General features: G+C 55.1%; 15 protein-coding genes and 1 riboswitch. Of the genes, 2 read left to right on the top strand and 13 right to left on the bottom strand.

Annotated features, from left to right (window positions below; translation table 11 throughout):
* Positions 1-12: 12 nt before the first annotated feature.
* Genes AB9F27_RS19205 through thiB form a run of 3 tightly spaced genes read right to left on the bottom strand, consistent with a single transcriptional unit; the run spans position 13 to position 3234 of the window.
* A complete protein-coding gene (locus AB9F27_RS19205; RefSeq protein ID WP_335586145.1) occupies positions 13-708 on the bottom strand; it encodes an ATP-binding cassette domain-containing protein in 696 nt (231 codons plus the stop codon).
* Positions 695-2272 carry a thiamine/thiamine pyrophosphate ABC transporter permease ThiP gene (locus AB9F27_RS19200; RefSeq protein ID WP_335586144.1) on the bottom strand — a complete coding sequence of 526 codons (1578 nt, stop codon included), beginning with the start codon at positions 2270-2272 and terminating at the stop codon, positions 695-697. Before AB9F27_RS19200 ends, AB9F27_RS19205 begins: the two co-directional genes overlap by 14 nt.
* Positions 2248-3234: a thiamine ABC transporter substrate binding subunit gene (thiB, locus tag AB9F27_RS19195; protein WP_335586143.1), complete on the bottom strand. Its 987-nt coding sequence runs from the start codon at positions 3232-3234 to the stop codon at positions 2248-2250. Before thiB ends, AB9F27_RS19200 begins: the two co-directional genes overlap by 25 nt.
* 34 nt (positions 3235-3268) lie before the next feature.
* Positions 3269-3366: riboswitch (TPP riboswitch) on the bottom strand.
* Positions 3367-3456: 90 nt separating this feature from the next.
* On the opposite strand from thiB, the gene aroC reads away from it, so the two are divergent.
* Positions 3457-4557 carry a chorismate synthase gene (aroC, locus tag AB9F27_RS19190; RefSeq protein ID WP_335586142.1) on the top strand — a complete coding sequence of 367 codons (1101 nt, stop codon included), beginning with the start codon at positions 3457-3459 and terminating at the stop codon, positions 4555-4557.
* On the opposite strand, the gene AB9F27_RS19185 is transcribed toward aroC, so the two are convergent.
* The 6 genes from AB9F27_RS19185 to ade form a co-directional block, all read right to left on the bottom strand.
* Entirely contained in the window at positions 4554-4961 is a 408-nt protein-coding gene (locus AB9F27_RS19185; RefSeq protein ID WP_335586141.1) for a thioredoxin family protein, read from the bottom strand. The genes aroC and AB9F27_RS19185 overlap by 4 nt on opposite strands.
* Before the next feature lie 9 nt (positions 4962-4970).
* Positions 4971-5684 (bottom strand): cytochrome c biogenesis CcdA family protein, encoded by a 714-nt coding sequence (locus AB9F27_RS19180; protein WP_335586140.1) that lies wholly within the window; start codon positions 5682-5684, stop codon positions 4971-4973.
* Positions 5685-5756: 72 nt separating this feature from the next.
* Complete coding sequence (locus AB9F27_RS19175) at positions 5757-6629, bottom strand: DMT family transporter (protein WP_335586139.1); 873 nt, start codon at positions 6627-6629, stop codon at positions 5757-5759.
* A 111-nt stretch (positions 6630-6740) separates the two neighbouring features.
* A complete protein-coding gene (locus AB9F27_RS19170; protein WP_039003236.1) occupies positions 6741-7028 on the bottom strand; it encodes an HU family DNA-binding protein in 288 nt (95 codons plus the stop codon).
* A gap of 135 nt (positions 7029-7163) precedes the next feature.
* A complete protein-coding gene (locus AB9F27_RS19165; protein WP_039003237.1) occupies positions 7164-8648 on the bottom strand; it encodes an AMP nucleosidase in 1485 nt (494 codons plus the stop codon).
* A complete protein-coding gene (gene ade, locus AB9F27_RS19160; RefSeq protein ID WP_335586138.1) occupies positions 8645-10453 on the bottom strand; it encodes an adenine deaminase in 1809 nt (602 codons plus the stop codon). The genes AB9F27_RS19165 and ade overlap by 4 nt, the downstream gene beginning before the upstream one ends.
* A gap of 100 nt (positions 10454-10553) precedes the next feature.
* On the opposite strand from ade, the gene AB9F27_RS19155 reads away from it, so the two are divergent.
* Entirely contained in the window at positions 10554-11387 is an 834-nt protein-coding gene (locus AB9F27_RS19155; RefSeq protein ID WP_335586157.1) for an SDR family oxidoreductase, read from the top strand.
* On the opposite strand, the gene dxs is transcribed toward AB9F27_RS19155, so the two are convergent.
* From dxs to AB9F27_RS19135, 4 genes are read right to left on the bottom strand one after another with little or no spacing between them, the layout of a single operon-like run.
* Positions 11384-13312, bottom strand: a complete 1929-nt coding sequence (dxs, locus tag AB9F27_RS19150; protein ID WP_335586137.1) for a 1-deoxy-D-xylulose-5-phosphate synthase — start codon at positions 13310-13312, stop codon at positions 11384-11386. The genes AB9F27_RS19155 and dxs overlap by 4 nt on opposite strands.
* A 17-nt stretch (positions 13313-13329) precedes the next feature.
* Positions 13330-14199, bottom strand: a complete 870-nt coding sequence (locus AB9F27_RS19145) for a polyprenyl synthetase family protein (protein ID WP_335586136.1) — start codon at positions 14197-14199, stop codon at positions 13330-13332.
* Positions 14200-14202: 3 nt separating this feature from the next.
* Positions 14203-14445: an exodeoxyribonuclease VII small subunit gene (locus tag AB9F27_RS19140; RefSeq protein ID WP_335586135.1), complete on the bottom strand. Its 243-nt coding sequence runs from the start codon at positions 14443-14445 to the stop codon at positions 14203-14205.
* Positions 14442-15377 carry a histone deacetylase family protein gene (locus AB9F27_RS19135; protein WP_335586134.1) on the bottom strand — a complete coding sequence of 312 codons (936 nt, stop codon included), beginning with the start codon at positions 15375-15377 and terminating at the stop codon, positions 14442-14444. The genes AB9F27_RS19140 and AB9F27_RS19135 overlap by 4 nt, the downstream gene beginning before the upstream one ends.
* Positions 15378-15395 lie beyond the last annotated feature (18 nt).

Below are 15395 nucleotides of genomic sequence, written 5' to 3'. Positions count from 1 at the left end.
TTTTTTTAAAATCTAGACCCCAAGATAGGCAGCAAGCTCCGCGGGCGGATCATCCAACGCGTCCTGCGTGTCCATCGGTGGCAACGCATTGCCCCCCGCCACCAGCACGGTTTTCTGCGCGATCCGACGGGCATCTTCGGGGTCGTGGGTGATCATCAAAAGCGTCGCGCCCGTGTCGTTGGCAACGTCACTCACAAGCTGCAACATCTCGCGTTTAAGCGCGGGTCCAAGCGCCGAAAACGGCTCATCCAAAAGCATCAAGGGACGGGCCCGCAGCACCATCCGCGCGATCGCCACACGCGCCATTTGCCCCCCCGAAAGTTCCGCCGGTTTGCTCTCGGCTTTCGCCTCCAACCCTACTTGTTCCAACGCCTCTACAACTCGCGCACCCTCTTCCTTGGACAGCCGCAAATCGGGCCGAAGCCCAAGCCCCACGTTCTGGGCAACGGTGAGATGCGGAAACAGGTTGTTATCCTGAAACAAGATACTCATGGGCCGCGCACCCGGCCCTAATGAGGCCAAATCCTGCCCCTGCCAAAAGATCTTTCCCGTCGTTGGCGCAAGGAAACCAGCGACCGCAGAAATTAGCGTCGACTTCCCCGCACCAGAAGGCCCGATCACCGCAACATGATCGCCATTTTCGATCTCAAAATCGGCCTTTAGGACGAAATTTCCCTGCATTAGGGTCACATTGTCAAAGCGGAGCATCGGTGCGCCCTCCTCGGTCAAACAGATAAAAAACACCCAGTGAAAGTAGCATCAACAACAGCGCAGCCCCCGCCGCATCGGCCATTCGGTAGGCCCCCATCAAATCATAAAGTGCCAACGGCAATGTAGCACGCGCAGGGTCGGCAAACAGCGCGACAACGCCCAAATCCCCCATCGAAAGCGCTGCGGCCAGCCCTGCGACAAAGCCAATCGGACGCGCCAAACGCGGCGCTTCCAGCAAACGAAAACGTGCAAATCCCTTGAGGTCAAGACTCTGTGCCAAAGCCCCAAATCGCGCGTCACAGGCCTCGACCGCAGGCAAGAAAACCCGCATCGCAAACGGCAACGCAACGATCGAATTCACCAGTGCCGTAATCGGCAACGCCCACTCCTGCGGACTCGCAAATTCAAAGATCACAATGAACAATCCCGCCCCCATAACCAGTGGCGAAACCGCAACCGTCAGATAGCCAATAGCCTCCCCCAAGCCACGCGCATTCCCCCGCAAACGCGTCACCCAAAACGCCAAAGAAAGCCCAAACAAAACGGTCAGACCCGTGGTCGCCATCGACACCAAAAGAGAACGCCCCGCAGCTTGCCATACCGAAAGCGGCAGCGAAAAAAACCTCGGAACCCCGTCAATCACAATCATCGCCAGCGGCAGCCCCAAAAAGAGAGATGTCAACAAAAGCCAGACACTATCCCCCACATGCGCCCCCCCTGTCGCATAGTGATTCACCACGCGATCAAATCCCCCGCCCACAGATGCAGCCCGCGCCAAACGCCAAGCCAAGAGAGCCGCGCAGCCCGACAGAGCAACTTGCAAAAGCGCCAGAAGCGCGGCTTTGCTCAGGTCGAAATCAAAGCGGAAAGCATGATAAATCGCGAGTTCAAGCGTCGTTGATTTTGGCCCGCCCCCGATAGCAAGCGCGACCGCGAAACTCGTTGTGCAGATGAGAAAGATAATCGCGAAGGCCCCAGGAACAACCTCTGCGAGCATTGGATATTCAAGGAGTCGTCTACGATCTCGCGCATTACATCCAAGGGACGCCGCGAGGCGAAATTGTTCCGACGGGATCGCCAACCACCCTTGCAGGATCAGACGCACAGCAAGCGGCAGATTAAAGAACACATGCGCAAGAACCACGCCGTGCAAACCGAAAATATGAATCGGTGCGATTCCGAATTGCCCCAGAAGCCAACTCACAATTCCCGAGCGCCCAAAAACTGCCAGCAACCCAAGAACAGCAACAATAACTGGAAGCACGAAAGGCGCGCCAAGTAAGGTGATCAACACCCGCCGCCCAAAGAACGACCGCCGCGCCAACGCCCGCGCTACGGGGATTGCCAAAATCACGCTAAAAAACGCGGAGAGAAGCGCCTGTTTGACCGTAAATGTCAGAGCGGAAATGTCTGCCTCGTTAATCGTGCTGCCGGCTTCTGCGCGCCACGCGACAATGCCAACGGTGCCAAAGCACAAGAGTAGAATGAGAGCAGCCACCGCCGCCCCCACCCAGAACCCTATGCCGCGTTGGCGCTTTATTTTGACAGAGAGAGACGCCATTCCTCAAGCGCTCCGTCCCGTTCAGCCTGCGCATCCCCCGCTGCAAAAAGCAGCGCCTCTGTTGGGATGGTCAAAGTTTCAAACCCCTCAGGCAAACCGTCATCCGGCGTCACCGCGGGGTACATCCAATTGGTTGTCGGAATGATTGACTGAAACGCATCGCTCACCATAAACGCCAAAAATTCATCGGCCAAATCGGAGTGATCAGTATGCGCAACCTTGGCCGCGACCTCCACTTGCAAATAGTGCCCCTCTCCAAAAGGCGCGGCACTTTTGCTGGCGTCCTCTTCCGCGATCAAATGATAGGCGGGGCTGGTTGTATAGGACAAAACCATATCGGCTTCGCCCTCAAGGAACATGCCATAGGCCTCGGACCAGCCTTTGGTCACGGTGATGATATTGTCCGAAAGCGCTTCCCAAATGGCGGGGGCTTCGTCGCCATAGGCCGCTTTCACCCACATCAAAAGACCAAGGCCCGGTGTGGAACTGCGCGGGTCTTGGATAACGATTTTCAGATCGCTTGCTGCCAGCTCTTTAAAGTTTGCAGGAGGGGTGGAGATCTTTGTATTGTCATAGATAAACGCGAAATAGCCCCAATCATAGGGGATGAACATTGTGTCTTCCCACTCGATTGGTAAGTCAAACGCGACGCCCTCTTGCCCGTGCAACGCAAAGAGACCCGTTTCCGCCGCAGCCGCCGTCAAATTCGTGTCTAATCCAAGGACAATGTCAGCTTTTGTGCGCACGCCTTCAAGACGAACGCGTGCCAAAAGGGCCGCGCCATCGCCCGCGCCCACGAGCTTCAAATCGCACTCACATTGCGCTTCAAACGCCGTCTCGATCGCCGGACCCGGCCCCCAATCAGACACAAAACTATCGTAGGTATAAACTGTCAGCTCTTGGGTATCCGCCGTGGCCGCGCTGGCCAAAATGATACCCGCTGCAATCATGGAATATTTCATTCGTATTCTCCATCATGCGACGGGCGGATGAAGGGGGAGAATCCCAGACCTTCCCTCCGCCGATCTTAATCGGTTCAGGTTCAACGGGTCCACTTTCGTATCTCAGCCGCTAAGGCCCCCCGAGGTAGGACCACATCTATTGATCTGATTGCAGGGGTGCAAGGCATATCCACTTGAGCCAAACGCAGGGGACATGTACAGATCAGAGCAAAGGAGCCGCATATGTCGATGAACAGTTTTGGACACCTCTTTCGCGTCACAACTTGGGGTGAAAGCCACGGACCCGCCCTTGGGGCGACGGTTGACGGCTGCCCGCCCAATGTAGAAATCAACGAGGCGATGCTGCAAAAATGGCTCGACCTGCGCAAACCCGGTCAGAATAAATACACGACCCAGCGGCGCGAAGCAGATGAAGTTCGGATTCTCTCGGGTGTTTTTGAGGGGAAAACCACTGGCACGCCCATTCAATTGATGATCGAAAACACCGATCAACGCAGCAAAGATTACGGCGATATTGTCGAGAAATTCCGCCCCGGTCATGCGGACATTACCTATTATCAAAAATACGGCATTCGCGATCATCGTGGCGGCGGGCGCAGCTCGGCTCGCGAAACGGCGGCACGTGTAGCCGCAGGCGGGATTGCGCGCGCGGTTCTTGCTACGCTTTTACCCGACCTCAAGATCAAGGGTTTCATGGTGCAAATGGGACCGCATTCCATTGACCGCGAAAATTTTGACTGGGATCAAATCGATCAAAACCCCTTTTGGACACCCGACGCGATATCGGCCAAGGACTGGGCCGCCTACTTGGACGGGTTACGCAAATCTGGAAGTTCCGTCGGAGCGATTGTTGAGGTTGTGGCGCAGGGCGCGCCCGCAGGCCTCGGCGCGCCGGTTTATGCCAAGTTAGACACTGATTTGGCCGCAGCGATGATGAGTATTAACGCGGTAAAAGGCGTTGAAATTGGCGAGGGCATGCATGCTGCAGTACTGACGGGCGAAGAAAACGCCGACGAAATTCGTATGGGTTCGAACGGACCGGAATATACTTCAAACCACGCGGGCGGCATTCTGGGCGGGATTAGCACAGGCCAAGACCTCGTGGTGCGCTTTGCGGTCAAACCAACATCCTCGATCCTCACGACCCGCAAAACAGTGTCTAAAGCAGGCGAAGATACCGAAATTATCACCAAAGGCCGCCACGACCCCTGTGTCGGCATTCGCGCCGTTCCCGTGGGCGAAGCAATGATGGCCTGCGTGATTTTGGACCATTTTTTGCTTCACCGTGGGCAAGTCGGCACGAACCAAGGGAAGATCGGCTAGGTTGCGATTCCCGCATCCAACAGAGCTTTGATTTCTTCCTCGCTGGTGCCAAGGGTGACGCGGCCAATTTCTGCGTCGCCTTTTAGCACAACCAAAACAGACCGGCGTGGAATTTTCAGGCGACGAGCTAATTCGTCTTTTGAATATTGATCCCAATCAAAATACACGAACAATAGACCCGCATCATAGGCCGGATTTTCCGCTCGTAACTTTTGAATTACGCGGTTCTGCGCCGCGCAGGTGGTGCACCAATCCGTGGCGAAATCGATGAAAACAGTTTTCCCTTCGGCGAGGGCTTTGTCGACCAATCCGGGCGTATAAGCCACCGAACCAGAATTCGCTTGGGCGCTTAGGGGAAGCGTTGCCAAGGCGGCAGTGAAGGCAAGAAAATGTCGTCTGTCCATTGGGACCTCCTAGATTGAAACGGAAAAATCAACGAGCCACGCGGGAAGGTTTTGCAACGCCCAGCGCTCGAGAATGATGTGAAGTTGAAAGTAGATTGCAGTGCCCACGAGGATAAACGTGATCCCCATAATGACGCGCGACTTTGCCGCAATTCGGCGCATTAGAGCCTGCCGCTTGAGCAAAGTCGCGCGCGCGCCATAGGCCAATAACAGGATCACTGTCGAGACTCCGAGGGCAAAACTCACCATAATCAGCGTGGCCCAAACGAGGCTCTCTCCTTGGGTGGCAAGCGCAATCGCGCCGCCCAAGGTGGGTCCAACACAGGGACTCCAGACCGCGCCCAACAGTGCCCCGCCCCAGAACTGTCCCCAAAGCGACTCGCGATTTAAGCCGTCAATGTTTTGATCTGCTTTCTGTGAAAGGCCGGATGTCGCGCGGCTGAATTTATCGCCGAGCTTGGGCACCAGTAGAACTATGCCAAAGACCACCATCAACACCGCGCCGATACGGGCGACATCCTCTGGCAATATCCCCACCGCAAGACCGATGGTGGAAAGCGCCACGCCAAGGATAACAAAGGTCAGCGACATGCCCGCAGCAAGGGCCAGCGGGCCGCGTGGACTCGCCTGAAGGGCCGTCGCCAAGACAATCGGCAATACCGGCAAAACGCAGGGGTTGATCAACGTTAGAAGTCCCGCCAGATATCCAAAAACTAATTCCATATTTCGGAGCTAGCAGGTTTCAAACGCCCTGTCAGGCGCGCGCGGTAAGGGTCGCGCGTTTGTGAAGCTTCGTTAGATTGGTTTTTGGCGCGCGAGTTGAACCGCAAGAATGCCAAGAGAAATTATCACCACGCCGATGATGTCCCACATGCCCAAAGTTTCGCCCAGCATAACGGCCGCCACCGCCGCCCCTAGGAACGGATTGAGAAAGTGGAATGTAGCCGCGCGGGTCATGCCAATGCGATCCACCAGTTTGAACCAAATGACCGTGGCCATCAGGCCCGGCACAAGAACAGTATAGGAAAACGCGGCAATCAGTTTAGGCGAGAAATTCACCGACATGTCTTCGCCAATCACAACGGAGGCAATCGCCAAAACAATCGCTCCGACAAACATTTGCAAGCCCACGATCATCATCACATTGCCGCCCGATGACGCGCCGCGCATCGAGAGCGTGGCGATCGTAAGGCCGAGCACACCAACGATACAATAGGCGACTCCGATCAGATCAACGCCACCACTTAAACGCGTTCCGAGAATCAGGAATGTGCCGACAAAGCCCGCGGCGAGACCCACCACCGCCTGTTTGGGGAGGCGTTCAGACAGAAATACCCAACCTGCGAAGGCCACAAGAAGCGGCATTGTCGAGGCAATGATCGACGCAAACGAGGCCTCAATGCGCTGCATCGCCATAAAGAACAGCCCGAGGTAGAGCGCATTTTGGCAGAGACCGAAAACAAATGTCGATTTCCATTGTGTGCGGGTGAGGTGCCACGTTTGCCCCATCGCGCGGGCGATCAAAACACCCAAGATTCCCGAGATGAAAAACCGAAACGAGAGGGAGGCCAAGGGCGGCGCGTCGGCAACAATGATCCGCGCCGATGTAAAGGCGGAACTCCATGCGAAGGCAAAAACAAGCCCCATCAACAAAGACCGAAAGTCCATCTGCGTCCCCTTTTTGGAAATTTCGTGAAGCCAATAGAAAAGGGCCGCCAAAAAGGCGACCCTAAACAATTTCTGCGCCGCCACAAGGGCAGCACATCCGTTTAAAACAGCTTAGCCGTTCACGCTATCTTTAAGCGCTTTTGCAATTGTCATTTTGACAACTTTATCAGCTTCTTTTTGAATTTGCTCGCCAGTTGCTGGGTTGCGAACTGTACGCTCAGGACGCTCGCGGCAATAGATTTTGCCAACGCCTGGAAGTGTCACGGAACCACCAGCAGAAACTTCGCGTGTAATAATCGCGATTACGGCATCAAGTGCGCCGCCTGCGGATTTTTTGTCTGAGCCCATTTCCTCTGCGAGTGCAGCTACAAGTTGGGTCTTGGTCATTGGTTTTGCCATTTTATGGTCTCCTTGTTCTGCCCTTGATATTGGGCCTCATCGTCGGCATTTAACTGAATATTGTTGAACTACACAACGATTAGTGTCGAAAAAAGACACTTTTTTCTAAGTTTTTTTCAAAAAAACGACGGTAATTTACAAAAATGCCGTTTCATCGAAGCTTCTGAGCTTGCGAGAATGGATTTTCTCCAAAGGTTGCGAGCGCAGACTCTCCATGGCCTGTATCCCGATTTGGAGATGTCTGGCCACCTGAGTCTTGTAAAAATCGCTCGCCATACCGGGGAGTTTGAGTTCACCGTGGAGGGGTTTATCCGAGACACAGAGCAGCGTTCCATAGGGGACACGGAAGCGAAAACCGTTGGCCGCAATGGTCGCACTTTCCATATCCAGCGCCACAGCGCGAGACTGTGAGAGCCGTTGAACAGGACCGGATTGGTCGCGCAATTCCCAATTCCGGTTGTCGATCGTGGCGACCGTTCCTGTCCGCATAATCCGCTTCAAATCATACCCCTTTAGTTGGGTCACAGATTCGACCGCATCCTCAAGGGCGATTTGAATTTCGGCGAGGGCGGGAATCGGCACCCAAGGTGGAAGATCATCGTCCAAAACGTGATCTTCGCGTAGATATCCGTGCGCGAGAACGAAGTCGCCAAGGCTCTGCGAATTCCGAAGCCCCGCGCAATGTCCCACCATGAGCCACGCATGAGGACGCAGCACCGCGATATGATCGGTGGCAGTTTTAGCATTACTCGGCCCGACGCCGATATTGACCAAAGTAATGCCCGAACCATCTTTGCGTTTCAGGTGGTAGGTCGGCATCTGTGGGGACTTTTCGGGCGGGATGATCGGCGTGTGCGGATCAGTAATCACAACATTGCCCGTGGACACAAAGGAAGTGTACCCAGAGGACTTGTCGGCCAAGACCTTGCGGGCATAGGCCTCAAATTCCTCAACATAGAACTGATAGTTGGTAAACAAGACGAAGTTCTGGAAATGCTCGGCCCGAGTTGCGGTATAGTGTTGAAGGCGCGCCAATGAATAATCGACACGTTGCGCGGTAAAGGGGGCCAAGGGGCCCGTGCCATCACTCGAAACCGTGTTGAACCCGTTGACGATATCGTCGTTTGTTGTAGCCAAATTGGGAACGTCAAACACATCGCGCAGGGGGAATCTCATCGCACCATCTTGGGGTACTGTCACATCCTCATCATTGGCGACGGCAAAATGCACCGGCATCGGAGTCGTCGAGATACCCACAGATACAGGCACGTTGTGGTTGCGGAGGAGCAGTCCGATTTGCTCAGTCAGATAGCCTTTGAACAAATCCGGTCGCGTGATTGTCGCGGCATAGGTTCCAGGTTCGGCGACATAGCCAAAGGACAAACGGCTGTCGGAAAGCGCAAAACTGGTCGTTGTGATTCTAATCTCCGGGTAAAAGGCGCGGTATTTTGCATCGGGGCGCGGGCCCAAAACTTTAGAGCTAAATTTTTCGCACAAAAAGCTGGAGGCTTCTTGGTAGAGTTCTGTAAGACGTGCGACCGCTGCCTCCGCCGAGTCAAAGTTTTCGGGCCGAGCTGTCGGTGGTGTGTGGACTGGTAAATTTAAGTCTTCGGTTCTCATTCTTTATCCTCAATCAAATCGGTCAGTTCGAATTTTGTTACATCCACAAGGCCAAGGTCGCTGATCCGTAACTCGGGGATCACAACCAACGCCAGCAAGGAATGCTGCATATACGCATTGTTCAGGGTGCAACCACAGTCCAACATCGCTTCGACCAATTTGTCAGCCTTCGCCGCCACGACTTTGGCAGGTAAATCCGACATAAGCCCAGCAATCGGAAGTTCGACCAAAGCCAGCTCCTTACCGTCCTGAAAAACAGTCACGCCGCCACCAACTTCGCCCAATCGGTTTGCAGCTGCGGCCATATTTGCGCGGTCCGTTCCAACGACAATCATATGGTGGCTATCATGCGCAACAGTCGAAGCAATAGCCATGCGGCCTTGATATTGGAAACCCGAAACAAAGGCATTGGTCACGCCGCCGGTGCCCAAATGACGTTCGACCAAAGCAATCTGGCAAACGTCTTGTGCTTGATCCCCTTCGATCAAGCCATCAACCACCAAAAGATCCCTTGTTAGAGCCTTTGTCGGTGCTTGATTTTCAACCACGCCGATGACTTTAACAGTCACTGCATTTGCCCCTTCGGGAGCCTTGATTTCAAAATCTTCGGCGACACGGTCACGACCAAGGTTCATAGTTTGCCGCGCATGGGCGGGCCACTCAAGATGGGGGCAATCGACCTTGATCTCTCCAGCCTGTGCCACGGTCACGCCACGCGCAATCACGCGGTCAATCGGCAGAGTTGTCAAATCGCTCGTGAGGATCACATCGGCCCGCCGTCCGGGTGCAATAGAGCCTAGTTCACGCTCCAAACCGAAATGCGTTGCCGTGTTAATCGTCGCCATTTGCAGCGCAATTACAGGGTCACATCCGCAGGCAATCGCGTGGCGCACCACACGATTCATGTGGCCCTCATTTACCAACGTCCCTGAATGGCAATCATCGGTGCATAGAATAAAGCTGCGCGGATCAAGACCCTTTTCGGTCACGGCAGTAATTTGGCTTTCAACGTCATACCAAGCAGAGCCAAGCCGCATCATGTGGCGCATCCCTTGCCGCACCCGCGCAATCGCGTCGGCCTCACAGGTTCCCTCGTGATCATCCGCTGGACCACCCGCCGCATAGGCATGAAAGGCAGGGCCTAAATCGGGGCTGGCATAATGGCCACCAACCGTTTTATTCGCATTCTGGGTGGCAGCGATTTCGGCCAACATTTTGGGATCACCATTGACCACACCGGGGAAGTTCATCATCTCGCCAAGGCCGATAATTCCGGGCCAGTTCATCGCCTCAACCACATCCTCTGGCGTAATTTCAAAACCCGTCGTCTCCAACCCCGGTGCCGAAGGCGCACAGCTTGGCATCTGGGTAAACACATTTATGGGCTGCAATAGAGCCTCGTCATGCATCAAACGCACGCCCTCAAGCCCAAGGACATTGGCGATTTCATGGGGATCCGTGAACATCGACGTCGTGCCATGGGGCACAACGGCACGGGTAAATTCTGCGGGCGTCAACATGCCGCTCTCGATGTGCATATGCGCGTCGCACAGACCGGGGATCATAAACGCGCCGTCGGCGTCAATGATCTCCGTGTCTGGACCAATGCAATGTTGCGCGTCAGGCCCACAATAGGCAAAGCGCCCGTCCGCGATGGCTAAATCATAACCTTCAAGCACTTCGCGCGTGTGAACATTGACCCATTTGCCATTGCGAATGACGAGGTCTGCGGCTTCTCTTCCGGCCGCGACAGCAACCAGTCGGGCTGCACTTTCGGGCCAAGTTTTAAGGGGGCTATTTTCCATAGGTCATTTGTTCCTAGATTTCGGGTATGTGCAAGTGAAGAAAATGCGACAATGGCGTTTCTCGCTTGCGGCCCGAAGCGAGATTTCGCATCCTATCCCGATGAAAAAACACCTCTTATCCTTCGGCCACGGCTACAGCGCACAGGCATTTGGTGCCCTATTAGACCCTGATCTATGGCAAATCACAGGCACAAGTCGTGCGGGTGGCAACCAGACCATAGCATGGCCGGGAACGTCGATTTCCCTCGCATTAGAAACTGCAACGCACGTGTTAGTGTCGATTGCGCCGGATGAGAATGGTGACGTTGTCCTCAATGCACTTGGCGATGAAATCGCCCGCGCTGCACCGCACCTTGAATGGGTTGGGTATCTTTCGACAACGGGCGTTTATGGCAACCATGACGGCGGTTGGGTTGACGAGGCTACCCCCCTCACCCCCTCAACTAAACGCGGCGAAATGCGCGTCTTGGCAGAATCTCAGTGGCAAAAACTGGCAAAATCAACGGGACTGCCACTTCATATATTTCGCCTTGCAGGGATTTACGGCCCCGGACGCGGACCCTTTGCGAAAGTCCGCAATGGAACGGCACGCAGAATTATCAAGAAAAATCAGGTCTTTTCGCGGACCCATGTCGCGGACATTGCGCAAGTTTTGGCGGCAAGCGTGGCGCACCCCAATCCGGGGGCAATTTATAACGTCTGTGATGATTTCCCTGCGCCGCCCGAGGACGTGATCGGCTTTGCCGCCGAACTTCTTGGCGCGCCAATCCCACCCGCAATTGATTTTGATACCGCAGAAATGTCACCGATGGCGCGAAGCTTTTATGCAGAGTCAAAACGGGTTCGAAACGACAAAATCAGAGACGAATTAGGCGTAAATCTGTTGTTTCCCGACTATCAATCGGGCCTAAGCGCCTTATTAGAGGAAGATTAAGCACGTTGACTTGAAATCTGTGCCACGCCCAGCACATCCAGAACTTTTGCTTCAATATGCTCGCTGTTCATCGCCGCATCCGCATACATATCAACTGGATTTGCATGGTCGATAAACGTGTCCGGCAGCACCATTGACCGGAACTTAAGTCCCGTGTCAAAAACGCCCTCTTCGGCCAGCAATTGAGCCACATGGCTTCCAAAACCACCGATTGCCCCCTCTTCGATTGTGATTAGCGCTTCGTGGTCGCGTGCGAGGCGAAGGATCAATTCGCGATCCAACGGTTTCGCAAAGCGCGCATCAGCAATCGTTGGGGTGATACCCCGCGCGGCAAGTTTCTCTGCGGCTTTTTCGACTTCTGACAGACGTGTCCCAAACGAAAGGATCGCAACCCGTGCGCCTTCTTGGATCATGCGCCCCTTACCGATTTCAAGCGGAATACCCCGTTCGGGAAGGTCAACGCCCACGCCTTCGCCGCGTGGAAAGCGGAAGGCACTGGGGCGGTCATTGATGCTGGCGGCAGTTGCAACCATATGCACAAGTTCGGCCTCATCGGCGGCCGCCATCACGACAAAATCGGGAAGGTTGGCCAAAAAGGCAATGTCAAAGCTACCAGCGTGGGTCGCGCCATCAGCCCCAACTAGGCCCGCGCGATCAATCGCGAACCGGACCGGAAGGCGCTGGATTGCCACGTCATGAACCACCTGATCATAGCCGCGTTGCAGGAAGGTGGAATAAATCGCACAGAAGGGTTTTATCCCACCGGCAGCAAGGGCGGCGGCAAAGGTAACGCCATGTTGCTCGGCAATTCCGACATCAAAACAACGGCTAGGATAGCGTTCGGCGAAGAGGTTTAGGCCTGTACCGTCCGGCATCGCGGCCGTCACTGCTGCGATTTTGTCGTCTTTTGCAGCCTCGGCGAGCAATGCCTTCGCAAAAACATTGGTATAACTTGGGGCATTTGACGGCGCTTTTTTCTGCTCGCCCGTCAAAACGTCGAATTTCGCAGTCGCATGCCCCTTGTCGCGGGCGCTTTCGGCAGGGGCGTACCCTTTGCCTTTTTTCGTCAGCACGTGAATGAGCATCGGCCCCGTCGCACGGGATTTCACTGTCCGTAAAACCGCCAATAGCGCGTCCATGTCATGGCCATCAATTGGACCGACATAGGAAAAGCCAAGTTCCTCAAAAAGCGTGCCGCCTACGGTCATGTGTTTGACCATTTCCTTGGCGCGTTTGGCCCCTTCTTGGAAGGGATGCGGCAACAGGCTCACCGCCCCACGCGCAGCCGCTTTCAATTCTTGAAACGGTGCGCCCGCGTAAAGGGAGCTTAAGTAGCTCGACATCGCACCAACGGGGGGCGCAATCGACATTTCATTATCGTTCAAAATGACGAACATGCGTTTTTTCAAGTGACCCGCATTGTTCATGGCCTCATAGGCCATGCCCGCGCTCATGGACCCATCGCCAATTACCGCGATTGCGTCGCCGATGCCGTGCTCAGGGGCGCCGCCCAAATCGCGCGCCACAGCAAATCCCAACGCTGCCGAAATCGACGTGCTTGAATGCGCCGCACCGAAGGGATCGTACGGGCTTTCGCTGCGCTTAGTGAAGCCCGACAGACCGCCTTTTTGGCGCAAAGTCCGAATGCGATCACGGCGACCCGTGAGAATTTTATGAGGGTAACACTGGTGACCCACGTCCCAGATCAAACGGTCCTTAGGCGTATCGAAAACGGCATGGATCGCGGTTGTTAGTTCAACAACGCCCAGACCCGCCCCAAGATGGCCTCCTGTGACGGAAACAGCTGAGATCGTCTCTGCGCGCAACTCGTTCGCAAGTTGAGTCAGCTCAGGGTCACTGAGGGCTTTCATGTCGGCGGGGGCCGAAATGCGATCAAGAATAGGCGTGACTGGTCTTTGGCTCATGCGGCCCTCCTACGGGCTTAACTTTCGCGTGCAATAACGAAACGCGCGGCTTCGCGCAAGTTCTGTGCATTGTCGCCGAAGGGTGCAAGGGCGGATTCGGCCTCGTCAATCAGGTCAGATGCGCGTTTTTTCGCCTCATCCATCCCCAAAAGCGAGACAAACGTTGCCTTTCCGGCCTCGGTGTCTTTGTTCAGGCGTTTCCCAGCTTTTTGCGCGTCGCCTTCAACATCCATGATGTCATCTGCGATTTGAAACGCAAGGCCGAGCGCATTGGCATAGTGACGCAGAGGCCCCACATCCTGCCCCGCGAGGATCGGCCCCGCCATAGCGGACCACTGAATAAGCGCGCCGGTTTTATTTGCCTGAAGCTCGGTAATTTGGTCCAAGTTCAGCGGCGTTAGAGCCGTTTCTGATGCTATGTCTTGCATTTGCCCCAGCACCATCCCTTGCCCACCAGAGGCCCGCGCCATTGTTTGGATCAGCTCAATCCGCGTCGAAGCCTTGGGCGCGCATTCCTTGCGAGCAAGCAAATCAAACGCGAGGGTCTGTAAGGCATCGCCGACCAAAACGGCGGTCGCCTCGTCCCATTTCACGTGGACGGTGGGCAGGCCACGGCGCAAATCATCGTTGTCCATGCAAGGCAAATCATCGTGCACCAGCGAGTATGCGTGCAGTGACTCCACTGCCGCGGCGGCCCAAATAGATTGCCGTGGATAGACACCGTATAACCGTGCACCTTCGATCACCAAAAACGCCCGAAGCCGCTTTCCACCCGTCACCGCGTAACGCATTGCGTCGGTCAACGGGACGTTGGGGTATCGCGCAAGCGTTTGGGTAAGACAGGCCGAAACCTCGTCTGCGGCCTGCGCCAAAGCGTTTTCAAACATTTGTTAGAGACCTTCAACCGGCGTCGTACCAATCGGGACACCGCCCTCGCCCAACTTAATGGCGGCGACTTTTTCTTCAGCTTCTTTAAGCTTAGCGTCACAGTGTTCTTTGAGTTTGGCACCGCGCTCATACAGCTTGATCGACTCGTCCAACGCCACTTGGCCGTTGTCCAATTGTCCAACCACTGCTTCAAGCTCGGCCATCGCCTGTTCAAAACTCATTTCGCTCACTGGGGTGTCGCTCATGCGCCGCGCTCCATCAAAATTTCCACATGCGTGGCCGTCGCTTCGGCCAACGCTTCCAAATCATACCCGCCTTCGAGAGACGAGACCACCCGTCCCGCACAGGTTTGGTCCGCCAAATCGCAAATCTTTTCCGTGAGCCATCTAAAATCATCGGTTTCCCAATTGAGACCTGCCAACGGATCGGCGCGATGCGCGTCGAAACCTGCGGAGACAAGGATCAATTCAGGGCGAAATAGAGCCACATACGGGAGGATTTCCTCGGAATAGACCTTGCGCATTTCGACCCCGCCAGACCCTTCCGCAAGGGGGACGTTCATCACATTGTTCGCGGAACCCGTTTCATCGGCCGACCCTGTTCCGGGGAATAATGGCATCTGATGGGACGAGGCAAAGGCAATGCGCGAATCCCCCTCTATGAGGTCTTGGGTGCCATTTCCGTGGTGCACATCAAAATCGATAATCGCGACACGCTTGAGCCCATGAACGTCCACCGCATATTTGGCTGCAACAGCAACTGAACCAAATAGGCAAAACCCCATTGGCGTTTCGCGTTCCGCGTGATGACCGGGCGGACGCACGGCGGCGAAAGCATTTTGAACCTCGCCCGACAGAACCAAATCAACGGCCCGCACACAGGCGCCTGCGGCGCGATACGCGGCGGCAACCGAGCCTGCCGACATATATGTATCACCCTCAATTTGGGCGATACCAGCATCGGGCGCTGAATCCCGAATATCCATGATATGCGATTTCGGATGCACCCTGAGCAAATCATCATCCGCAACCAAAGGGGCCTTTTTACGCAGAATAGGCTCGAATTTTGCATCCGAAAGCGCCTCAAGAACCCGCTCCAAACGTGCGATTTGTTCGGGGTGACCCTGAGGCGTTTCGTGCAGAAGGCAATCGGCATGGGTGAGAAGAGCAGTCGTCAAAACGAACTCCCGTTTTAG

It is taken from the genome of Falsihalocynthiibacter sp. CO-5D18 (assembly GCF_041205445.1).
GTDB lineage: Bacteria > Pseudomonadota > Alphaproteobacteria > Rhodobacterales > Rhodobacteraceae > Falsihalocynthiibacter > Falsihalocynthiibacter arcticus.
The sequence above is the reverse complement of the archived record's forward strand: the minus strand, read 5'-3'. Positions and strand labels throughout refer to the sequence as shown.